Annotated in this window: 17 protein-coding genes; 13 read left to right on the top strand and 4 right to left on the bottom strand. The window is 63.9% G+C overall.

Annotated features, from left to right (window positions below):
- Nucleotides 1-274: 274 nt before the first annotated feature.
- A complete protein-coding gene (gene lysM, locus HU720_RS20500; protein ID WP_186522333.1) occupies nt 275-715 on the bottom strand; it encodes a peptidoglycan-binding protein LysM in 441 nt (146 codons plus the stop codon).
- 173 nt (nt 716-888) lie between these two features.
- On the opposite strand from lysM, the gene fdhD reads away from it, so the two are divergent.
- The 12 genes from fdhD to HU720_RS20440 all read left to right on the top strand — a co-directional run bounded on the left by fdhD (nt 889) and on the right by HU720_RS20440 (nt 13,828).
- Complete coding sequence (gene fdhD, locus HU720_RS20495; RefSeq protein WP_186522331.1) at nt 889-1,716, top strand: formate dehydrogenase accessory sulfurtransferase FdhD; 828 nt, start codon at nt 889-891, stop codon at nt 1,714-1,716.
- 8 nt (nt 1,717-1,724) lie between these two features.
- Nucleotides 1,725-4,070 carry an FdhF/YdeP family oxidoreductase gene (locus tag HU720_RS20490; protein WP_186522329.1) on the top strand — a complete coding sequence of 782 codons (2,346 nt, stop codon included), beginning with the start codon at nt 1,725-1,727 and terminating at the stop codon, nt 4,068-4,070.
- A gap of 343 nt (nt 4,071-4,413) precedes the next feature.
- Complete coding sequence (locus HU720_RS20485; protein ID WP_186522319.1) at nt 4,414-4,893, top strand: YMGG-like glycine zipper-containing protein; 480 nt, start codon at nt 4,414-4,416, stop codon at nt 4,891-4,893.
- 327 nt (nt 4,894-5,220) lie between these two features.
- Entirely contained in the window at nt 5,221-6,303 is a 1,083-nt protein-coding gene (locus HU720_RS20480) for a methyl-accepting chemotaxis protein (RefSeq protein ID WP_238337750.1), read from the top strand.
- 19 nt (nt 6,304-6,322) lie between these two features.
- On the top strand, nt 6,323-6,688 hold the full coding sequence (locus HU720_RS20475) for a response regulator (protein ID WP_186522316.1): 366 nt from the start codon (nt 6,323-6,325) through the stop codon (nt 6,686-6,688).
- Nucleotides 6,688-7,017 (top strand): STAS domain-containing protein, encoded by a 330-nt coding sequence (locus HU720_RS20470; RefSeq protein WP_186522314.1) that lies wholly within the window; start codon nt 6,688-6,690, stop codon nt 7,015-7,017. The genes HU720_RS20475 and HU720_RS20470 overlap by 1 nt, the downstream gene beginning before the upstream one ends.
- A gap of 4 nt (nt 7,018-7,021) precedes the next feature.
- Nucleotides 7,022-9,022: a chemotaxis protein CheA gene (locus HU720_RS20465; protein WP_186522312.1), complete on the top strand. Its 2,001-nt coding sequence runs from the start codon at nt 7,022-7,024 to the stop codon at nt 9,020-9,022.
- Nucleotides 9,001-10,623 (top strand): methyl-accepting chemotaxis protein, encoded by a 1,623-nt coding sequence (locus HU720_RS20460; RefSeq protein WP_186522310.1) that lies wholly within the window; start codon nt 9,001-9,003, stop codon nt 10,621-10,623. Before HU720_RS20465 ends, HU720_RS20460 begins: the two co-directional genes overlap by 22 nt.
- 12 nt (nt 10,624-10,635) lie before the next feature.
- The gene (locus HU720_RS20455; protein ID WP_225917224.1) at nt 10,636-11,148 is read left to right on the top strand and encodes a chemotaxis protein CheW; all 513 of its coding nucleotides are present in this window, start codon (nt 10,636-10,638) and stop codon (nt 11,146-11,148) included.
- A gap of 3 nt (nt 11,149-11,151) precedes the next feature.
- Nucleotides 11,152-11,952 carry a protein-glutamate O-methyltransferase CheR gene (locus HU720_RS20450; RefSeq protein ID WP_186522308.1) on the top strand — a complete coding sequence of 267 codons (801 nt, stop codon included), beginning with the start codon at nt 11,152-11,154 and terminating at the stop codon, nt 11,950-11,952.
- Entirely contained in the window at nt 11,949-13,022 is a 1,074-nt protein-coding gene (locus HU720_RS20445) for a chemotaxis response regulator protein-glutamate methylesterase (RefSeq protein WP_186522306.1), read from the top strand. Before HU720_RS20450 ends, HU720_RS20445 begins: the two co-directional genes overlap by 4 nt.
- 152 nt (nt 13,023-13,174) lie before the next feature.
- Nucleotides 13,175-13,828, top strand: coding sequence for a response regulator transcription factor (locus HU720_RS20440; protein WP_186522304.1), 654 nt, complete (start codon nt 13,175-13,177; stop codon nt 13,826-13,828).
- Here the strand turns inward: HU720_RS20440 and HU720_RS20435 are convergent.
- The 3 genes from HU720_RS20435 to hslO all read right to left on the bottom strand — a co-directional run bounded on the left by HU720_RS20435 (nt 13,818) and on the right by hslO (nt 17,158).
- A complete protein-coding gene (locus HU720_RS20435) occupies nt 13,818-14,252 on the bottom strand; it encodes a thioesterase family protein (RefSeq protein WP_186522302.1) in 435 nt (144 codons plus the stop codon). The genes HU720_RS20440 and HU720_RS20435 overlap by 11 nt on opposite strands.
- Before the next feature lie 285 nt (nt 14,253-14,537).
- Nucleotides 14,538-16,079, bottom strand: a complete 1,542-nt coding sequence (locus tag HU720_RS20430; RefSeq protein WP_186522300.1) for a phosphoenolpyruvate carboxykinase — start codon at nt 16,077-16,079, stop codon at nt 14,538-14,540.
- Nucleotides 16,080-16,258: 179 nt separating this feature from the next.
- Entirely contained in the window at nt 16,259-17,158 is a 900-nt protein-coding gene (gene hslO, locus HU720_RS20425) for an Hsp33 family molecular chaperone HslO (protein WP_186522298.1), read from the bottom strand.
- A gap of 107 nt (nt 17,159-17,265) precedes the next feature.
- On the opposite strand from hslO, the gene HU720_RS20420 reads away from it, so the two are divergent.
- Nucleotides 17,266-18,066: a phosphatase PAP2 family protein gene (locus HU720_RS20420; protein ID WP_186522296.1), complete on the top strand. Its 801-nt coding sequence runs from the start codon at nt 17,266-17,268 to the stop codon at nt 18,064-18,066.
- The last annotated feature ends 59 nt before the right edge of the window (nt 18,067-18,125 follow it).

Here is an 18,125-nt window from a genome sequence, read left to right as displayed (position 1 = left end):
CGGGGCAAGCCCGCTCCCACGGTGCCCAGTTCTCTGCGCGACAGCGCAGCCCGGAAGGGCTGGGTGATCTCCCACAGAGCTCGCCCATCCCCATATCGATGCCGTCTACGCGGTCAGTGTAGGAGCGGCCTTGTGCCGCTAAAGGGCTGCGAAGCAGCCCCAGCGATTCTGCATGGTGCTCGGATCCTGGGGCCGCTTCGCAGCCCTTTCGCGGCACAAGGCCGCTCCTACACCGTGTAAAACGGCATCGATGTGGCGCCACAGGGTTTGGCGATCACTCCGGAATACGCAACACCTGCCCCGGATAGATCTTGTCCGGGTGCGAAAGCATCGGCTTGTTGGCCTCGAAGATCTTGTTGTACTTGTTGGCATCCCCATACTCGGCCTTGGCAATGCCGCTCAGGGTGTCGCCTTTCTTCACCGTCACGAAGCGCGCCGCCTGGGCGACCGGGCCGGTAACAGTGATCTGGTCTTCCACTGAAGCCACTCCGGCGATGTTGCCGGCGGCCAGAATGATCTTTTCTTTTTCTTCCTGGCTGGCGACCTCGCCCTTGAGAATGACCTTGTCACCCTCGACCGTGGCCGAGATATTCGGGTTGCCCAGGCCGACTTTCTCGACGTGTTGCTTCAACTGCTCCTCGGCGTTGGCGTTGCCAGGGGTCAGCAGGTCGATCAATTTTTCGCCGGCTTCCTTCACGAAACTGAACAGGCTCATGTGGCGCTCCTCGGGTATGGATTCCATGGGAAGCAAAAGTCTAGGCCAGCTTTGGCCAAACCGCCGCTCTGCGACCAATCGACGCGGTCTATCACGGCATAGAACCTAGCGATTAGACGCCGCCGTTCTACAAGCCTAGGCTTGTGACGTTGAACAGCCGCCGGTATACCCCGATGAACAGCAAGCCTCCGGTCTGCGCGGCACCGTCAAACCTGGCCTTGCCCGCTGCCAGCAACACCTACCAATACGCACAGCTCACTGACGAGGCGCCCGAGCGCACGCCGCTGGCCGAAGAAGTGGCCCTGGCCATTGTCTACAACGGCCTCAACCAGGCGGTGATGCTGGTCAGCCCCACCGACCTCGAAGACTTCGCGGTGGGCTTCAGTGTGGGCAGCGGCATCGTCACCAGCACCCACGAAATCTACGATGTGAAGCTGTCCGGCAGCGGCTCGGCGCTGTACGCCGACGTGGAAATTTCCAGCCGCGCCTTCTGGGGCCTGAAAAACCAGCGCCGTCAGTTAGCCGGCACCAGCGGCTGCGGGCTGTGCGGCGTCGAGGCGCTGGAGCAAGCCCTGCCCGAACTGCAAGTGCTGCCCGGCGCACCGCTGCCACCGCCCCACTGGCTGAATGACCTGCGGCGGCGCATCGACGCCTTCCAGCCCCTTGGCCAGCACTGCGGCGCCGTGCATGCAGCACTGTTCATGGACAGCGACGGCCAACTGCTGATGGGCCGTGAAGACATTGGCCGGCACAACGCACTGGACAAGCTGATCGGCGCCCTGCTGCGCCAACGCATCGACACCCAAGGTGGCCTGGCTATCGTCACCAGCCGCTGCAGCCTGGAGCTGATCCAGAAAGTGCTGCGCGCCGGCATCCAGACCCTGGTCAGCCTTTCGGCGCCCACCGGCCTTGCCCTGCAATGGGCACGCAAGCACAACCTCAACCTTATTCATTTGCCTAAACACAGTGCACCGCGGGTTTTCAGCCCCGCGGCGGAGTAGCAACAGCCGTGACCTCTTACGAAAAGCTCCCCGATAACGCCCCCGCCTCCACCCCGCGCTACAAGCCCTACCCTGGCCCCGCTGGCGGCTGGGGCGCGCTGCGCAGCGTGGCCAAGGCGTGGGTCGGCAGCGACAACGCGCTGAAGAACATCCGCGCGCTGCTCAAGACCAACCAGAACGGCGGTTTCGACTGCCCGGGCTGCGCCTGGGGCGACTCGCCGGAAAGCGGCATGGTCAAGTTCTGCGAGAACGGCGCCAAGGCGGTGAACTGGGAGGCAACCAAGCGCCGCGTCGATGCCGCATTCTTTGCGCGTTACAGCGTCACTGCGCTGCTGCAGCAAAGCGACTACTGGCTCGAATACCAGGGCCGCCTGACCGAGCCGATGGTCTACGACCCGCTCAGCGACCGTTACCAGCCGATCGACTGGGACGCTGCCTTTGCGCTGATTGCGCGCCACCTGAACGGGCTGTCGAGCCCGGATCAGGCCGAGTTCTACACCTCCGGGCGCGCCAGCAACGAAGCGGCGTACCTGTACCAGTTGTTCGTGCGCGCCTACGGCACCAATAACTTCCCGGACTGCTCGAACATGTGCCACGAGGCCAGTGGCGTCGCCCTTGGGCAGAGCGTTGGCGTCGGCAAGGGCACCGTCACCTATGACGACTTCGAGCACGCCGATACCATTTTTGTCTGGGGCCAGAACCCCGGCACCAACCACCCGCGCATGCTCGACCCGCTGCGTGATGCCGTGAAGCGCGGCGCCCAGGTGATTTGCGTCAACCCGCTCAAAGAGCGCGGCCTGGAGCGCTTCCAGCACCCGCAGAACCCGCTGGAGATGCTGACCAACAGCGACCGCCCGACCAACACGGCGTTCTTGCGCCCGGCCCTGGGCGGCGACATGGCGTTGCTGCGCGGCATGGCCAAGTTCCTGCTGCAATGGGAGCGCGAAGCCCAGGCCGCTGGCCAGCCGGCGGTGTTTGACCACGCATTCATTGCCGAGCATGGCCATGGTGTGGACGAGTACCTGGCGGTAGTCGACGCAACGCCATGGGCTCAAATCGAAGCGCAGTCGGGCCTGACCCTGGCCGACATCGAACTGTCGGCGCGCATGTACTGCAAAGGCAAGCGCGTGATCATGTGCTGGGCCATGGGCATCACCCAGCATCGCCACTCGGTGCCGACCATCCAGGAAATCGTCAACCTGATGCTGCTGCGCGGCAACCTCGGTGCGCCGGGCGCGGGCCTGTGCCCGGTACGCGGCCACAGCAACGTGCAGGGCGACCGCACCATGGGCATCAATGAACGCCCACCGGTCGCGCTGCTCGATGCCCTGCAAAAGCGTTTTGGTTTCGACGTGCCTCGGCACAACGGCCACAACACCGTCGAGGCGATCCACGCCATGCTCGAAGGCCGCGCCAAGGTGTTCATCGGGCTGGGCGGCAACTTCGCCCAGGCGACCCCGGACACCGAGCGCACCGCCCAGGCGCTGCGCAACTGCGACCTGACCGTGCACATCAGCACCAAACTCAACCGCAGCCACCTGGTGCATGGCAAGCAGGCGCTGATCCTGCCGTGCCTGGGCCGCACCGATATCGACCTGCAGGATGACGGCCCACAGGCGGTCACCGTGGAAGATTCGTTCAGCATGGTCCACGCCTCCAACGGCCAGCTCAAGCCGCTGTCGCGCCAGATGCGTTCTGAGCCTGCGGTGGTTGCAGGTATCGCCGCCGCCACGCTGGGCAAGCAGCCGGTGGACTGGCAATGGCTGGTGGCCGACTACGGGCGTATTCGCGACCTGATCGCCGACACCATTCCGGGCTTCGCCGACTTCAATCAGCGCCTGGAACTGCCGGGGGGTTTCTACCTTGGCAACAGCGCCGGCAGCCGACAGTGGCAGACTGCAAGCGGGCGCGCCAACTTCAAGGCCAACCTGCTGCCCGACAGCCTGCTCGATGAGCGCGTGCGTGCCAGCGGCCAGTTGCCCGACCTGATCATGCAATCGATGCGCTCGCACGATCAGTACAACACCACCATTTATGGCATGGACGACCGTTATCGCGGCGTGCGCGGCCAGCGTGACGTGCTGTTCGCCAACGAAGCCGACATCATCCGCCTGGGCTTCCAGCCGGGGCAGAAGGTCGACATCGTGTCGCTGTGGGGCGACGAGCACGTGCGCCGGGTGCACGGCTTCACGCTGCTGGCGTTCGACATTCCTGCCGGGCAGGCGGCGGCTTATTACCCTGAGGTGAACCCGCTGGTACCGCTGGAGAGCATTGGCGAGGGCAGCCACACGCCGACCTCCAAGTTCATTGCCATCAAGCTTGAGCGGGCGCGGGATGACGGGCGCATCATCTAATCCCCACCGCCAGCCGGCGCGGCCCTTCCTGTAGGAGCGGCCTTGCGTCGCGAAAGGGCTGCGAAGCGGCCCCAGCGATTTTGCATGACACGCAAATCCTGGGGCCTTTCGCGGCACAAGGCCGCTCCTACACACACCTGGCTGACGCCCACAAAAAAGCCCTGTCCGCAATGGATCAGGGCTTCGTCACAAATACCTCGGACAGCCAAAAACGGCGAAAGTTTCATACACAATTCAACAACTTACAGAATTGTGTACAACTCGTGCTACTCGTCGGATTTCGATTGCCAGCAGCACGGCCCAGCCTCAAATTCCGCTTCGTCATCCCTCTGAGGCTCTCTCGATGAAGAAGTACTCCTCGATTCTGTTGTTGTCTTTCAGCTTGCTCAGCGGCGTTGCCATGGCAGGCGGCACCACCGAAGCCGGCATTGGCGGCGCGCTAGGTGGGGTACTGGGCTCGGTGGTCGGTCAGCAGATCGGCGGCAGCACCGGCGGCGCTATTGGCGCAGGGCTGGGCGGCGCGGCCGGTAGTGCGGTGGGTGCCGACAAACGCCAGCGCGGTGAGGCAGCCATCGGTGGCGCCTTGGGCGCAGCCGGCGGTAACGTGGTCGGTCGCTCGCTGGGCGGCACCAACGGCAGCTACATCGGTGCAGCAGCAGGCGGCGGCGCCGGCGGCGCACTGGGTAACTACATGGGCAACAAGGCCGACGAAGACGAGCGCCGCGATGATCGCCGCTACCGTCGCGGCTATGATGACCGCCGTCACTACGACCGCGGCCACCACTACGGCCACCGCAAGCACAAGCGCCACGGTCGTCACTAAAATACCCCTGGCCTGCGGCGCCCGCCGCAGGCCACCCCCCTTAATGGCTTAGGCAAATTGCCACCACGCCATTGGCTTACGCCATACTCCTAACCCTTAAGCATTCCCGCCTCCTACCCTGCGACAAAACGCGTCGGCCCACACTCGGCTGTAAACGGCGCCCCGCCCGGTTTTAGCTGACTGGTCAATCAAAAAAATGGCGATACCCGCGACTACCGCTCGGCCATGACTCCATGGTCGGATTAAGGGCTGTCCCGATTTTGACGTCAAAACTCGGCCTGTACCATTTGCGCTCGTAACCTGGAAAAGGCGCGCAGCGGAATGCGGATGTATCTCGTCATATGGACCGGCATAGCGGTATGCGCCACGGCATTGTTCACCGGTATCGTCTGGTTGGGCCTGCTTGCGCTCAGCGCCATCGCACTCGCTACCCTGCTCCTACGCCCCCGCCCTATTGCCAGCCCTGCACAGGCCCTGGCCGAAGCCCTGCCGGAAGCTACCCAACCGCGTGATCGCGACCTGTCGCTGCTGCTGCCGCACGCCGCCACCGCCTGGGCCGACGGCCTGCAGCAAAGCCGCTTGCTGGTTGCCGAGAACATCGGCGGTTTGCTCGAGCGCTTTGCCGCCATTCACCAGCGCGTGGGTGTGTCGCTCGATGCCGCCGAACGCACCCTGGAACAAGACGGCGTCGGCCAAGGGCTGCGCCACTGCACCGAACAACTGCATCAGGTCACCGAAGCCTTCGCCAGCCGTGGCCAGCGCCAGAGCGCGGTGCTGGAAAGCATCAGCCACCTGGACAGCTACACCGGCCAGTTGCAACAGATGGCCCGGCACGTCCAGGAAATCGCCAACCAGACCAACCTGCTGGCGCTCAACGCCGCCATCGAAGCAGCCCGTGCCGGCGAGTACGGCCGCGGCTTTTCGGTAGTCGCCGACGAGGTGCGCAAACTCTCGCAACTGTCGGCCACCACCGGGCAGTCGATGGATGCCAAGGTTGGCGAGATCAACCATGCCATCCAGTCCAGCATCGAAACCGCCCAGGCCCTCACGATCCACGACCAGACCGACCTGGCGCGCATGCAGCAATTGCTCGATGAGGTGATCGACGGCCTTGGCGGCAACCTCAAGGCCCTCGACCAGACCTCCCGCGAGCTGCAGCAGGACGCCCGCACCACCCAGCACCATATCCAGGCGATTCTGGTCAACCTGCAGTTCCAGGACCGGGTCGACCAGATGCTTGACCATATCGCCATCGACCTTGCCGAGCTGCTGACCGCCATCGCCACCGATGACCCGGCCTTGGGCGACATCGACGCCTGGCTGCGTGGCCAGCGCGAGCGCTTCACCACCCGCGAAGAGCGCAGCGGCCAGCGCGAACCGGCCGATGCTGGCGAACTCACCTTCTTCTAACCCCTCAGGTACTCCCCCAATGGCCAAAACCATTCTGATCGTCGACGACTCGGCCTCCATGCGCCAACTGGTGCGCATCAGCCTCGCCAGCGCCGGCCATACCATCATCGAAGCCTGCGACGGGCAGGATGCGCTGGCCAAGCTGACCGGGCAGAAGGTCAACCTGATCATCAGCGACGTGAACATGCCCAAGCTCGATGGCATCGGCCTGGTCAAGGCCCTCAAGGCCCGCGCCGAGTACCGCTTCACGCCGATCATGATGCTCACCACCGAAAGCGAGCAAAGCAAGAAGGCCGAGGGCCAGGCAGCCGGTGCCAAGGCGTGGATGGTCAAACCATTCCAGCCTCAGCAGTTGCTGGCTGCCGTAGAAAAGCTGGTGGGCTGATGGCCAGCCTGACGCTACGGCCCAGCGCAGCAGACACGCCTGCATGCCTGTGCCTGGCGGGCGACCTGACCATTTTCGAGGCGCGCGACACCCACGCCGCGCTGCTCGAGTTGCTGGCTGAAAACCCCGGCCCCTGGGCGCTCGACCTCAGCGCGCTGGGCGAGCTCGACAGCGCCGGGCTGCAACTGCTGCTGGCCCTGGGCAAGCAGTTGGGCGGCGCCAACACGCCACTGCAAGTGCTGGCTGTGTCCAGCGAGGCCGCCGCACTGATCGAGCTGCTACGCCCGACCGGGCTGTTGCTTGACCTCCAATCCGTCTGTGCAGGATGACCCCATGCTCGACGCAGAACAGTGGCAGCAGTTACTCCAAGGTTTTCTAGAAGAAGCCAACGACCTGCTGCGCGAAGCCGAAGACTGCCTGCTGGTACTGGAGCGCAGCCCCACTGACAGCGAGGCCATCAACGCCTTGTTCCGCTCGGTGCACACGCTCAAGGGCTCGGCCGGGATCTTCTCGCTGGAGCCCCTGGTCGCCCTGGCCCATCACCTGGAAAACCGCCTGATGCAGGTGCGCGACGGGGAGTGCGCGCTGGATGACGCGCTGACCTCGCTGATGCTGCAGTGCATGGACGAACTCAACGTCATGGTGCGCAGCATAGACCCGCACACCGCAACCCTGGCGCCGCATACCCCGCGCCAGGCCGAGCTGCTGGCCGCCCTCGAAGCCTTCACCAGCAGCGCGCCACACGCCGCGCAAGGCCCAGCGGTGTGGCAACTGGCCCTGCGCCTGGACGCAGAGTTGCTGCGCAACGGTTTCGACCCCTGCGCGTTCATCCGCTACCTGGCCCGCCTGGGCGACATTCTGGCCGTGGATACCCTGACCGACGCCCTGCCGGCCCTTGAGCAGATGGACCCCGAGCAATGCTACCTGGGCTTCGACATCACCCTGAGCACCGAGGCCAGCCGCGAGACCCTCGAAGAGGTGTTCAGCCTCGCCGATGGTTTCTACCAGCTGACCCTCACCTGCCAGACAGCGCCGGATGACACCCCCGCAACGGCCAGCCTGCGCCCGGCGACGCAAACGTTGGCGCCCACCCCGGCAAGCGACGAGCCCCGCGTGGTACACACCGCCAGCAGCCTGGTGAAGGTGGCGGCGCACAAGCTCGACGAGCTGATCAACCTGGTCGGTGAGCTGGTCATCAGCACGGCGGGTGCGCATATGCAGGCCATGCAGACCGGCGACAGCGAATGCATCGAGCGGGTCCAGGCCGTGCATCAGCATGTCGAGCAGATCCGCGAGCGCGCGCTGAAGCTGCGCATGGTCGAGATCGGCGAAACCTTCAACCGCTTCCACCGCGTGGTGCGCGACGTCAGCCTGACGCTGAACAAGCAGATCCAGTTGCACCTGCACGGCGGTGACACCGAGCTGGACAAGACGCTCACCGACCGCATTGCCGACCCGCTGATCCACCTGGTGCGCAACGCCATCGACCACGGCATCGAAAGTGCCGAGGAGCGCCTTGCTGTCGGCAAGCCGGCGCAAGGCAACCTGAGCCTCAGTGCCGGGCATGACTCGGGCATGATCGTGCTGGAAATCCAGGACGACGGGCGCGGCCTGAACACCGCCAGAATCCGCGAGAAGGCTATCGCCCGCGGCATGCTCGATGCCGACAGCCTGCTGCCTGACAGTGATATCCACATGCTCATCTTCGAAGCCGGGTTCTCCACCGCCGAGCAGGTCTCCAACCTGTCCGGGCGCGGCGTTGGCATGGACGTGGTGCGCAGCGCCATCGACGAGCTGCGCGGCACCATCGAGATCGAATCAGAGCCCGGCAAAGGCTGTATTTTCCGCATCCGCCTGCCGCTGACCCTGGCCATCATCGACGGGTTTCTGGTCGGTGCCGGCGATGACCGCTTCGTCATCCCACTGGACATGGTCACCGAGTGCATGGAGGCCCCAGCCACCATCAACGGCCCGCTCAACCTGCGCGGCAAACCGCTGCCGTGCATCGACCTGACCACGCACTTTGCCCTGGGCGTGCCCACCACCAGCCGGCGCAACATCGTGGTGGTCAGCCAAGGCCGCCAACAGGTCGGGCTGATCGTCGACCGCCTGCTCGGCGAGCTGCAAACAGTGATCAAGCCGCTCGGGCAGTTGTTCCGCCACCTCAACGGCATCAGTGGCTCGACCATCCTCGGCTCAGGCCAGGTGGCGCTGATCCTGGATATCGCCAGCCTGTTCCGCGACCTGCAACAGCGCAATGACACCAAGCATCGTCCTTCTGCGGCGATACCCAACCTTTCCGGAGAACAGACATGCAATGGATCAGCAATATGAAGATCGGGGTACGCCTGACCCTCGGTTTCATCGTGGTAGTGGCGCTCACCGCTATCATCGGCCTTATCGGCATTCGTAACCTCGACCGCGTCGACCAGCTCTCCGACCGGATGTACGACATGGACATCCAAGGTTTGAGTACTCTGCAAGAGGCCAATATCCAGCTCATCAGCGCCGGGCGTTCGATGCGCCAGAGCTTGCTGGCAACCAGCATCGAGCAGCGCGACCAAGCCGCCGGCGATGCCCGCAAAGCCCTGGACAACACCCGCGAGCTGGTGCTCAAGGCCAAGGACTACCACATCACCGCTGCGGGCAAGGGCGACCTCGACAAGGTCGCCACGCTGCTGAACGACTACGTCAACGCCGCCACCCTGCTGCTCGCCACGCACCGCCAGTCCGGCGAGCTGCAAGCCACCAGCCCGACCCTCGACATGCTGCCGCGCGCAGTCGCCGCTGGCGACGAAGTCGACCAGTTGCTGGGCCTTGCCAGCCAGCATAAACAGGCCCGTGCGGGTGAAGCCAACAGCGACATCACCGCCATTGCCGACAGTTCGCGCACACAGATGATCATCCTGGTGATCGCCGCCACCCTGGCCGGCCTGCTGATTGGCGTGCTGGTCACCCGCAGCATCACCCGCCCGCTGGCCGGCGCTGTACAAGCTGCCGACCGCATGGCCGCTGGCGACCTGAGCCACGACCTGGTGGTCAATCGCCGCGACGAAACCGGGCAACTGCTGGGCTCTATGCAGAACATGGCAGTACGCCTGCGCAGCATCCTCGGTGATGTGCGCAGTGCTGCCGATGCATTGTCCTCGGCGTCTGCCGAAGTCAGCTCGACGTCCCAGTCGCTCAGCCAGGCGGCCAGCGAGCAGGCCGCCAGCGTCGAGCAGACCAGCGCCTCGATCGAGCAGATGTCGGCATCCATCGCGCAGAACACCGAAAGCGCCAAGCTCACCGACAACATCGCAGCCAAGGCCGCCGATGATGCCGGCCAGGGCGGCACGGCGGTGGGTGACACGGTGCTGGCCATGAAGCAGATCGCCGACAAGATCGGCATCATCGACGACATTGCCTACCAGACCAACCTGCTGGCGCTCAACGCCGCCATCGAAGCCGCCCGCGCCGGCGAGCACGGCAAAGGCTTCGCCGTGGTGGCCGCCGAGGTGCGCAAGCTGGCAGAACGCAGCCAGGTGGCCGCCCAGGAAATCGGCCAGGTGGCGTCGAGCAGCGTGCAACTGGCCGAAAAAGCCGGCGTGCTGCTGGGCGAAATCGTCCCGAACATCCAGCGCACCTCGGACCTGGTGCAGGAAATCACCGCCGCCTCGCAAGAGCAAAGCAGTGCCGCCGGCCAGGTCAACATCGCCATGGGCCAGATGAACCAGATCACCCAGCAGAACGCCTCGGCCTCCGAGGAGCTGGCGGCCACCGCCGAAGAGATGAACGCCCAGGCCGGCCAGTTGCAGGAGCTGATCGCGTTCTTCCGCTTCCAGCAAGATGGCATGACCCGCGTTCATCGGCCTGTGGAGACGCTGACCAGCGAGCCGCTGCAAGCCATGCGCAAGGCCAGCCTGGACGACAGCCAGTTCGTCAACTTCTCCTGACCGGGGCGCCCCATGACCGCTATGCAAGCCTCATTCGGCAGCCTGGCCGAAGCACAATGCATCCAACACCTGAGTTTTCGGGTGCGCCAGGCCGGCTACGCGCTGCCCATCGACCTGGTGCGTGAAATCATCGAGTACGACGAGGTCACGCGGGTGCCGATGATGCCGGACTACATCCACGGCGTGATCAACCTGCGCGGCAACGTGGTGCCCGTGCTGGACCTCGCCGCCCGCTTTGGCCTGAGCCGCACCGAACCCGACAAGCGCACCTGCATCGTGATCACCGAGCTGACCCTGGAGGATGCCAGCCAGCGCCTGGGCCTGGTGGTCGATGCGGTGGACGCGGTGCATGACATCGACACCCGCCAGGTGCTGCCGCCGCCGCCGTTCGGTGCCAGGATCCGCGCCGACTTCATTGCCGGCATGGCGCAGCAGGAACAGGGGTTTCTGATCATTCTCAACCTGCTGCAAGTGTTGTCGACCCAGGACCTGCTCGACCTGGCCCAAGTCCGGGCGGCGGACTGACCCATGCTCAACTTGCCCAAGCTTGGCGAAACGCAGTTTCAGCAGTTGCAGCGCCTGATGCAGGACGCCTCGGGCATTCACCTGGCCAGCAACAAGCGCACCTTGGTGGCTGGCCGGCTTATGCGCCGGTTGCGGCATTTCCAGTTGAGCAACTACGACCAGTACCTGGCGATGATTGCCGACCCCGCCCACCAGCGCGAACGGCGCCTGGTGATCGACCTGCTGACCACCAACGAAACCTACTTCTTCCGCGAGCACCCGCACTTCGAGTTTCTCGGCCAATGGCTCGCGCAGCAGCGCGGGCCGGTACGCATGTGGAGCGCGGCCTGCTCGTCGGGGGAGGAGCCCTACAGCCTGGCCATGGTTGCCGCCGAGCACCTGAGCGGCGATTGGTCGGTGACGGCCAGCGACCTCAGCCAGAGCATGCTGGCAGTGGCAGAAAGCGGCATCTACAGCATGGAGCAGAGCCGCTACTTCCCCGAAGGCTGGCTGCGCCGCTACGCCCAGTGCGGCGTCGGCGAAATGCAAGGGCGCCTGCGTATCCAGGCCAACCTGCGCGCACGGGTGCGTTTTCGTGAGGTCAATGTGATCCGGCCATTACCGGAAGACTTGGGGACATTTGACGTGATTTTCCTGCGTAACCTGCTGATCTACTTCGATGCTGCGCAAAAGCAGGAAATCGTCCGGCGCATGGTCGGGCAACTGCGCGTCGGCGGCATGCTGTTTATCGGCCACGCCGAAAGCATCCACGGTTTCGATCTGCCGCTGCGCCTGGCGCAGCCTTCGGTATTCGAGCGGGTATGAACACACGAGGCAAGGAGCCGATCCGCGTTTTCATCGTCGATGACTCGGCACTGGTGCGCCAGGTACTGACGCAACTTCTGGAAAAACACGCGCACATTCGCGTTATCGGCATGGCCGCCGACCCGCTCTACGCCATCGACAAGCTGCGCAAGGACTGGCCCGATGTGCTGATTCTCGACCTTGAGATGCCGCGCATGGACGGGCTGACGTTCCTGCGCCAGATCATGGCCGAGCGCGCCACCCCGACCATCATCTGCTCAAGCCTGGCCGAGCCGGGCACCGCGCTGGTCGAGCAAGCCCTCAAGGCCGGCGCCGCCGGTATTTTCACCAAGGCAAGGCTGGGCCTGCGCAAGGCGCTGGAAGACATCGAAAGCGAGCTGGTCAGCAGTGTCGAGAACGCCGCGCGACGCGCCGCCCCGCGCGCGCCGGCCAGCAAGCCGGTGGAAGAAAAAAAAACCGCAAGCGGCGCGACGTACGGCCTCAAAACACCCGAACGAATCGTTACACTTGGCTGCTCGACGGGTGGCACACTGGCACTGGAATTCATACTCAAGCGCCTGCCGGACAATTGCCCCGGCATCGTCATCGTCCAGCACATGCCAGAAAAATTCACTGCCGATTTTGCGCGCAGGCTCAACGGCCTTTGCCAGATCGAAGTACGCGAAGCCAAACACCTGGACCGCGTGCACAGTGGGTTGGCCCTGCTTGCTCCCGGCGGCCTGCACATGCAGCTCAAGCGCAGCGGTTCGCACTTTCTGGTCGAAGTACTCGACGGCCCTGCGGTCAACCGCCACAAGCCTTCAGTAGACGTCCTGTTTCGCTCGGCGGCGCGGCATGCCGGTAGCCAGGCGCTGGGCATCATCATGACCGGCATGGGCGATGACGGCGCTCGCGGGCTGCTCGCCATGCGCGAACAAGGCGCCAGCACCGTTGCCCAGGACGAGGCCACTTGCGTGGTTTTCGGCATGCCCAAGGAAGCTATCAGGATGGGGGCTGCACAACATGTCGAACCGCTGCAACGGTTGCCTGCTCTGATCTGCCAGTTCGCCGACGCTGCAGGCCATGAATGACAGAAGCGGCGCCATACCGAACATTCAACCGACTGTTGCCAAGGCCACCCGGGCACCACGCATGCAAGCGGCCCGCTGACGGCTGCCCGCATTGCAACACCCAGAACAAAGCCAACAACGCTCCTTCTATTTTGCAAGACAGGTTACAGCCTATGCGTTGCCGTGTACTCCTTGCTGACGACTCGCCGCTGTTCCGCGCGGGCCTGCGAGCGCTGCTGGAAAAAAAACAAGAATATGCCGTGGTCGGTGAGTCCGGTGATTGCCTGGGGACGGTCGCGCTGGCCGAGCAGTTCAGGCCAGACATCATCCTGCTCGACGTAGCGCTCGCCTCCAAGGGCGAACAGACCTTGCGCGAGCTGTCGGAGCGCGCCCCGGAAAGCGCGGTGTTGATGCTTTCTTCACGCTCGGAACTTGAGTTCGTGATGAAGTGCCTGCGCCAGGGCGCGCAGGGGTTTCTGCTGAAAAGCGCGACAGTGCTGGAGCTGGAGCTGGCCCTGCAATCGCTGCAGGCAGGCGGCCAGTACCTGTGCTCGACCGTATTGCCGCTGGTCATCGGCCAGGCGGTCAAGCACACCCGTCAAAACGCTGCGAACAACCCCGCCACCCAACTGACCGTGCGCCAACTCGAGATATTGCGGCTGATCGCCCGTGGCGAAACCACCCGTTCCATCGCCGAGGGCCTGGGCCTGAGCATCAAGACCGTCGAGGCCCACCGCTCGCAGATCATGCACCGCCTGCAAATCCGCGATGTACCGGGCCTGGTGCTGTTTGCCGTGCGCGAGGGCATCATCCGCCTCAACGATTGAGCGCGAGCCCGGCAAGGATCAGCCGCAGGTTGTCGGGCAGCGCCATGGGCCGCCCGCTGGCGCGGTCGACGAACACCTGCACCAGCGTGCCTGCCGCGCAGGCGTCGTCATCGCCAGGGCGGAACAACGCCAGGCGAAACTCCACGGTGCTACCCACCAGCCGCGTCACCCCAAGCCCCACTTCGAGCACGTCAGGGAAGCCTGGCAGGGCAAAGAAATCCGCCGCCGAGCTGACCACCACCGCCACCACTTCACCCTCGCGCAGGTCCAGCTCGGCCTGCTCCACCAGAAACGCCTGAATGGCGGTTTCGAACAGCGCATGCACCGTGGAGCCGGCCAGATGGCCGTTGTGGTCGTTGTCGTGCGGGCGGGTGAGTACGGGGTGGAAGTGCGAGAAGGCGGAACGCTGGGGGGATTCGGTCATGGGGCAGTCTCTGTTTCGCAGTCAGTGCTGGAATTGAAACAGAAATCCTGCACCTCGGGGGCGCTTTACAGAAAGACGGGGGCTAACATGCAAAACCGCCCCAAGGGGTAATGCCAGTCAGTTAAGCCCATCGCGGTGGTTCGGCAGTCCGAGCAAGCCCGCTCCCACAGAATGCATGAACGCTGCTTTTGTGGGAGCGGGCTTGCCCCGCGATGGGCCGCAAAGCGGCCCCGATGGGCTTAACTGCCTGGCATTACCCCAAGGGGCGGCTTTTGCGGTTGTTGCTTACAGCTGTGGGCCGGCGGCCTTGATGGCGTCGGAGACGTCGAACTTCTTGAAGTTCTCGGTGAACAGCTTGGCCAGCGCCTTGGCAGCTTCGTCGTAGGCAGCTTGGTCAGCCCAGGTGTTGCGTGGGTTGAGCAGCGCGGTATCGACGCCTGGAACGGCTTTCGGCACGTCCAGGTTGATGATGCCCAGGTGTTCGGTTTCGGCACCGACCAGAGCACCGCTCTGGATGGCAGCGATCACGCCACGGGTGGTCGGGATGCTGAAGCGCTTGCCAACGCCGTAGCCACCGCCGGTCCAGCCGGTGTTGACCAGGTAGACCTTCGAGCCAAAGCCATTGATACGCTTGATCAGCAACTCGGCGTACTCGCCAGCCGGGCGCGGGAAGAACGGCGCGCCGAAGCAGGTGGAGAAGGTCGACTTGATGCCGCCGCCCGAACCCATTTCGGTCGAACCGACCAGCGCGGTGTAGCCGGACAGGAAGTGGTAGGCCGCCTGCTCGTTGTTCAGGATCGACACTGGCGGCAGTACGCCGGTCAGGTCGCAGGTCAGGAAGATGACTGCGTTCGGCTCGCCGCCCAGGTTGGCTTCGGAGCGCTTGGCAACGTGTTCCAGCGGGTAGGCCGCGCGGCTGTTCTGGGTCAGGCTGACATCGGCGTAGTCGGCATGCTTGTTGGCGTCGAGAACGACGTTTTCCAGTACAGCGCCGTGCTTGATGGCTTTCCAGATGACCGGCTCGTTCTTCTCGGACAAGTCGATGCACTTGGCGTAGCAGCCGCCTTCGATGTTGAACACCACGCCCTCGCCCCAGCCGTGCTCGTCGTCACCGATCAGGTAACGGCTTTCGTCGGCCGACAGGGTGGTCTTGCCGGTGCCGGACAGGCCGAAGAACAGCGTGACGTCGCCCGCTTCGCCAATGTTGGCGGCGCAGTGCATTGGCAGCACGTCGGCGGCCGGCAGCAGGAAGTTCTGCACCGAGAACATGGCTTTCTTCATTTCACCGGCGTAACGCATGCCAGCGATCAGCACCTTCTTCTGGGCGAAGTTGATGATCACGCAGCCGTCGGAGTTGGTGCCGTCACGCTCAGGCACGCATTCGAAGTTGGCAACGTTGAGCACCTGCCATTCGCCGCGGTCGGCCGGGTTGTATTGCGCCGGGTTGATGAACAGGCAACGGCCGAACAGGTTCTGCCAGGCGGTCTGGGTGGTCATCTTCACCGGCAGGTAGTGCTCGGCGGCGGCCCCTACGTGAACGTAGGAAACGAAGTGATCCTGGGCGTTGTTGAACGCCTCCACGCGGTCCCACAGGGCGTCGAACTTGTCGGCCGGGAACTTGCGGTTGATCGGGCCCCAGGCGATGGCATCCTGGGTGGAAGGTTCTTCGACGATGAAACGGTCAGCCGGCGAACGGCCAGTACGGTGACCGGTTTCGACTACCAGTGCGCCAGTATCGGCTAGCACGCCTTCACCGCGTTGCAGCGCTTCTTTTACCAGCTCATCGACACTGAGGTCGGTGTACACGGTGTTTTTGGCTTGCGTCATGAGATACCCCATCCGGCCCGAGGCCGAGTGCTCCGAACGTTTTGTAGTTGCTTAGGAAAAACTACTACAGCGAAAAAAGTGGCCGGATTATGCCAGAAACGCCCAAAAAAAGTAGGCCCCTCCTGTCAGAACTGCGATTTTGCGCAATTCGACAGGAGATTCTCCTGAGCTTTAACGTTTCAGTGACGAGTTTCTGATGCCGAGTCCGTACCGCCACCCGCAAAGAGTTGCGCTACATCACCGGCATCGAACAAATAGCGCTCGTTGCAGAACTGGCAATCGATCTCGATCTTGCCGCCGCACTCAACCACCAACGCCTTGGCATCCGCCTCGCCAAGACTGACCAGCGCATTGCCGGATCGTTCGCGCGAGCAGCTGCAATGAAAGCGCAGCGGCTCGATATCGAACAGCCGCACCGCGTCTTCGTGGTACAGGCGGTGCAGCAGGATTTCGTTGTCCAGCGCCCACTCGTCGAGCTTGAGGGTGTGGGCCAGGGCCACCACATGCTGCCAGCTCTCTTCGCGCTCTTCGTCGTCGGGTTGGCGATCACGCGGCAGTTGCTGCAGCAGCAGGCCACGGGCCTTGCCGGTGGAGGTGTCCAGCCAAAAACGCGTGTTCAACTGCTGCGACTGCACGAAGTAGTTGGTGAAGCACTCGGACAGGTTGGCGCCATCCAGGTCGACAGTGCCTTGGTAACGCTGGCCCTTGACCGGGTCGATGGTCAGCGTGAGGTGGCCGTCGGGCATCAGTTGTTCCAGCGAGGCGCTGTCCGCGATCTGCTCCGCTTCATAGCGCGCCACGCCGCGGATTTCGCGGTCCCCGGAGCACTCGACCATCAGCAGCGGGATCGGCCCCTGGGAGCGCGCCTGAAGGATCAGCAGGCCATCGAACTTGAGCGCGCCGACCAACAAGGCGGTGGCCGCCATCAGTTCGCCCAGCAAGGCGGCGACCGGCTTCGGGTACGGGTGACGGGCCAGCACTTCGGCGTAGCTTTGGTCCAGCGACACCCACTCGCCGCGCACATCGCGGTCGTCGAAGATGAATCGTTGGGTGAAATCGGTATCTGGCAAGTCGCTCATGGTTGTCCGGGTATCTGCAAATGATGTCAAAATAATTACAGGCAAATAAATGGCCTGCTGTAGAGCGCGCAGGCGGCGCTCATATTCTCTGGAGATCGAGGTATCTTATGGACAATCGACCACTGTTTAAAGCCAGGTGGTCCTGGGGCCCACTCGCAGTCTGCACACTGCTGCCCATCGCATTACTGTGTTTCTGGTTGTGGCCTGCTGGCCAGGCCCTTTGCCTGGCATTCGACGAATGGCTGTTCCGCAGCCTCAACGCGCCGCTGGCCGATAACGTCGTATGGCGCTCGATCTGGGCTGTAGGCAGCCTGCGGCCGTTCGATATCGTGGTTGGCCTGATCATGCTTGGGCTGCTGATTCGCGGCAACTGGGTGTTCAAGGCCGTGCAGGTGCGCCAGGCATTTTTCGGCTTTCTGGTAACGCTGCTGCTCTTAGTGGTGATTCGTGCGCTGTTTTCCAAGTGGGTCAGCGCAATGGGCTGGCAACACAACAGCCCATCGATGGTGGTCGACAACGCCGTCCACCTGAGCGACTACTACCCGAACCTGGAAGCCAAGTGGGAACTCAAGGACCGCTCAAGCCAGAGTTTCCCGGGTGACCACGCCTCTGTGCTGCTGATCTGGGCGCTGTTCATGAGCCTGTTCAGCCGCCGCCTGATGCAGCATGTGGTGATCTGGACGCTGGCCGTGTTGTTCATGCTGCCACGGCTGGTGGCCGGTGCCCACTGGGGCCAGGACGACTACATCGGCGGGCTGCTGATGGCGGTACTGGCGCTGGGCTGGAGCTGCCACACCCCGCTCGCCGCCAACGCCACACGGGCCTTGGTGCGCTGCACGGCGCCGCTGTTCAACCTGTTCGCCAGGTTGCCGCTGATCGGCCGCCTGAGCATTCTGCGCAGCGCCTGATGCCCTGACCCGGTCTGCGTAGGAGCGGCCTTGTGTCGCGAAGGGCTGCGAAGCAGCCC

Source organism: Pseudomonas sp. SWRI51 (genome assembly GCF_014268825.1).
Lineage (GTDB): Bacteria > Pseudomonadota > Gammaproteobacteria > Pseudomonadales > Pseudomonadaceae > Aquipseudomonas > Aquipseudomonas farsensis.
Note: the sequence above shows the minus strand (reverse complement) of the source record. Positions and strands in the feature narration are given on the sequence as shown.

Bases quoted from the DNA above. Each gene is read 5' to 3' on its own strand.
- HU720_RS20440 (WP_186522304.1), top strand. From the start codon at position 13,175: ATGCGTTGCCGTGTACTCCTTGCTGACGACTCGCCGCTGTTCCGCGCG.
- HU720_RS20470 (WP_186522314.1), top strand. From the start codon at position 6,688: ATGGCCAGCCTGACGCTACGGCCCAGCGCAGCAGACACGCCTGCATGC.
- HU720_RS20430 (WP_186522300.1), bottom strand. From the start codon at position 16,079: ATGACGCAAGCCAAAAACACCGTGTACACCGACCTCAGTGTCGATGAG.
- HU720_RS20420 (WP_186522296.1), top strand. From the start codon at position 17,266: ATGGACAATCGACCACTGTTTAAAGCCAGGTGGTCCTGGGGCCCACTC.
- hslO (WP_186522298.1), bottom strand. From the start codon at position 17,158: ATGAGCGACTTGCCAGATACCGATTTCACCCAACGATTCATCTTCGAC.
- HU720_RS20475 (WP_186522316.1), top strand. From the start codon at position 6,323: ATGGCCAAAACCATTCTGATCGTCGACGACTCGGCCTCCATGCGCCAA.
- HU720_RS20445 (WP_186522306.1), top strand. From the start codon at position 11,949: ATGAACACACGAGGCAAGGAGCCGATCCGCGTTTTCATCGTCGATGAC.
- HU720_RS20450 (WP_186522308.1), top strand. From the start codon at position 11,152: ATGCTCAACTTGCCCAAGCTTGGCGAAACGCAGTTTCAGCAGTTGCAG.
- HU720_RS20465 (WP_186522312.1), top strand. From the start codon at position 7,022: ATGCTCGACGCAGAACAGTGGCAGCAGTTACTCCAAGGTTTTCTAGAA.
- HU720_RS20455 (WP_225917224.1), top strand. From the start codon at position 10,636: ATGACCGCTATGCAAGCCTCATTCGGCAGCCTGGCCGAAGCACAATGC.
- lysM (WP_186522333.1), bottom strand. From the start codon at position 715: ATGAGCCTGTTCAGTTTCGTGAAGGAAGCCGGCGAAAAATTGATCGAC.
- fdhD (WP_186522331.1), top strand. From the start codon at position 889: ATGAACAGCAAGCCTCCGGTCTGCGCGGCACCGTCAAACCTGGCCTTG.
- HU720_RS20485 (WP_186522319.1), top strand. From the start codon at position 4,414: ATGAAGAAGTACTCCTCGATTCTGTTGTTGTCTTTCAGCTTGCTCAGC.
- HU720_RS20460 (WP_186522310.1), top strand. From the start codon at position 9,001: ATGCAATGGATCAGCAATATGAAGATCGGGGTACGCCTGACCCTCGGT.
- HU720_RS20435 (WP_186522302.1), bottom strand. From the start codon at position 14,252: ATGACCGAATCCCCCCAGCGTTCCGCCTTCTCGCACTTCCACCCCGTA.
- HU720_RS20480 (WP_238337750.1), top strand. From the start codon at position 5,221: ATGTATCTCGTCATATGGACCGGCATAGCGGTATGCGCCACGGCATTG.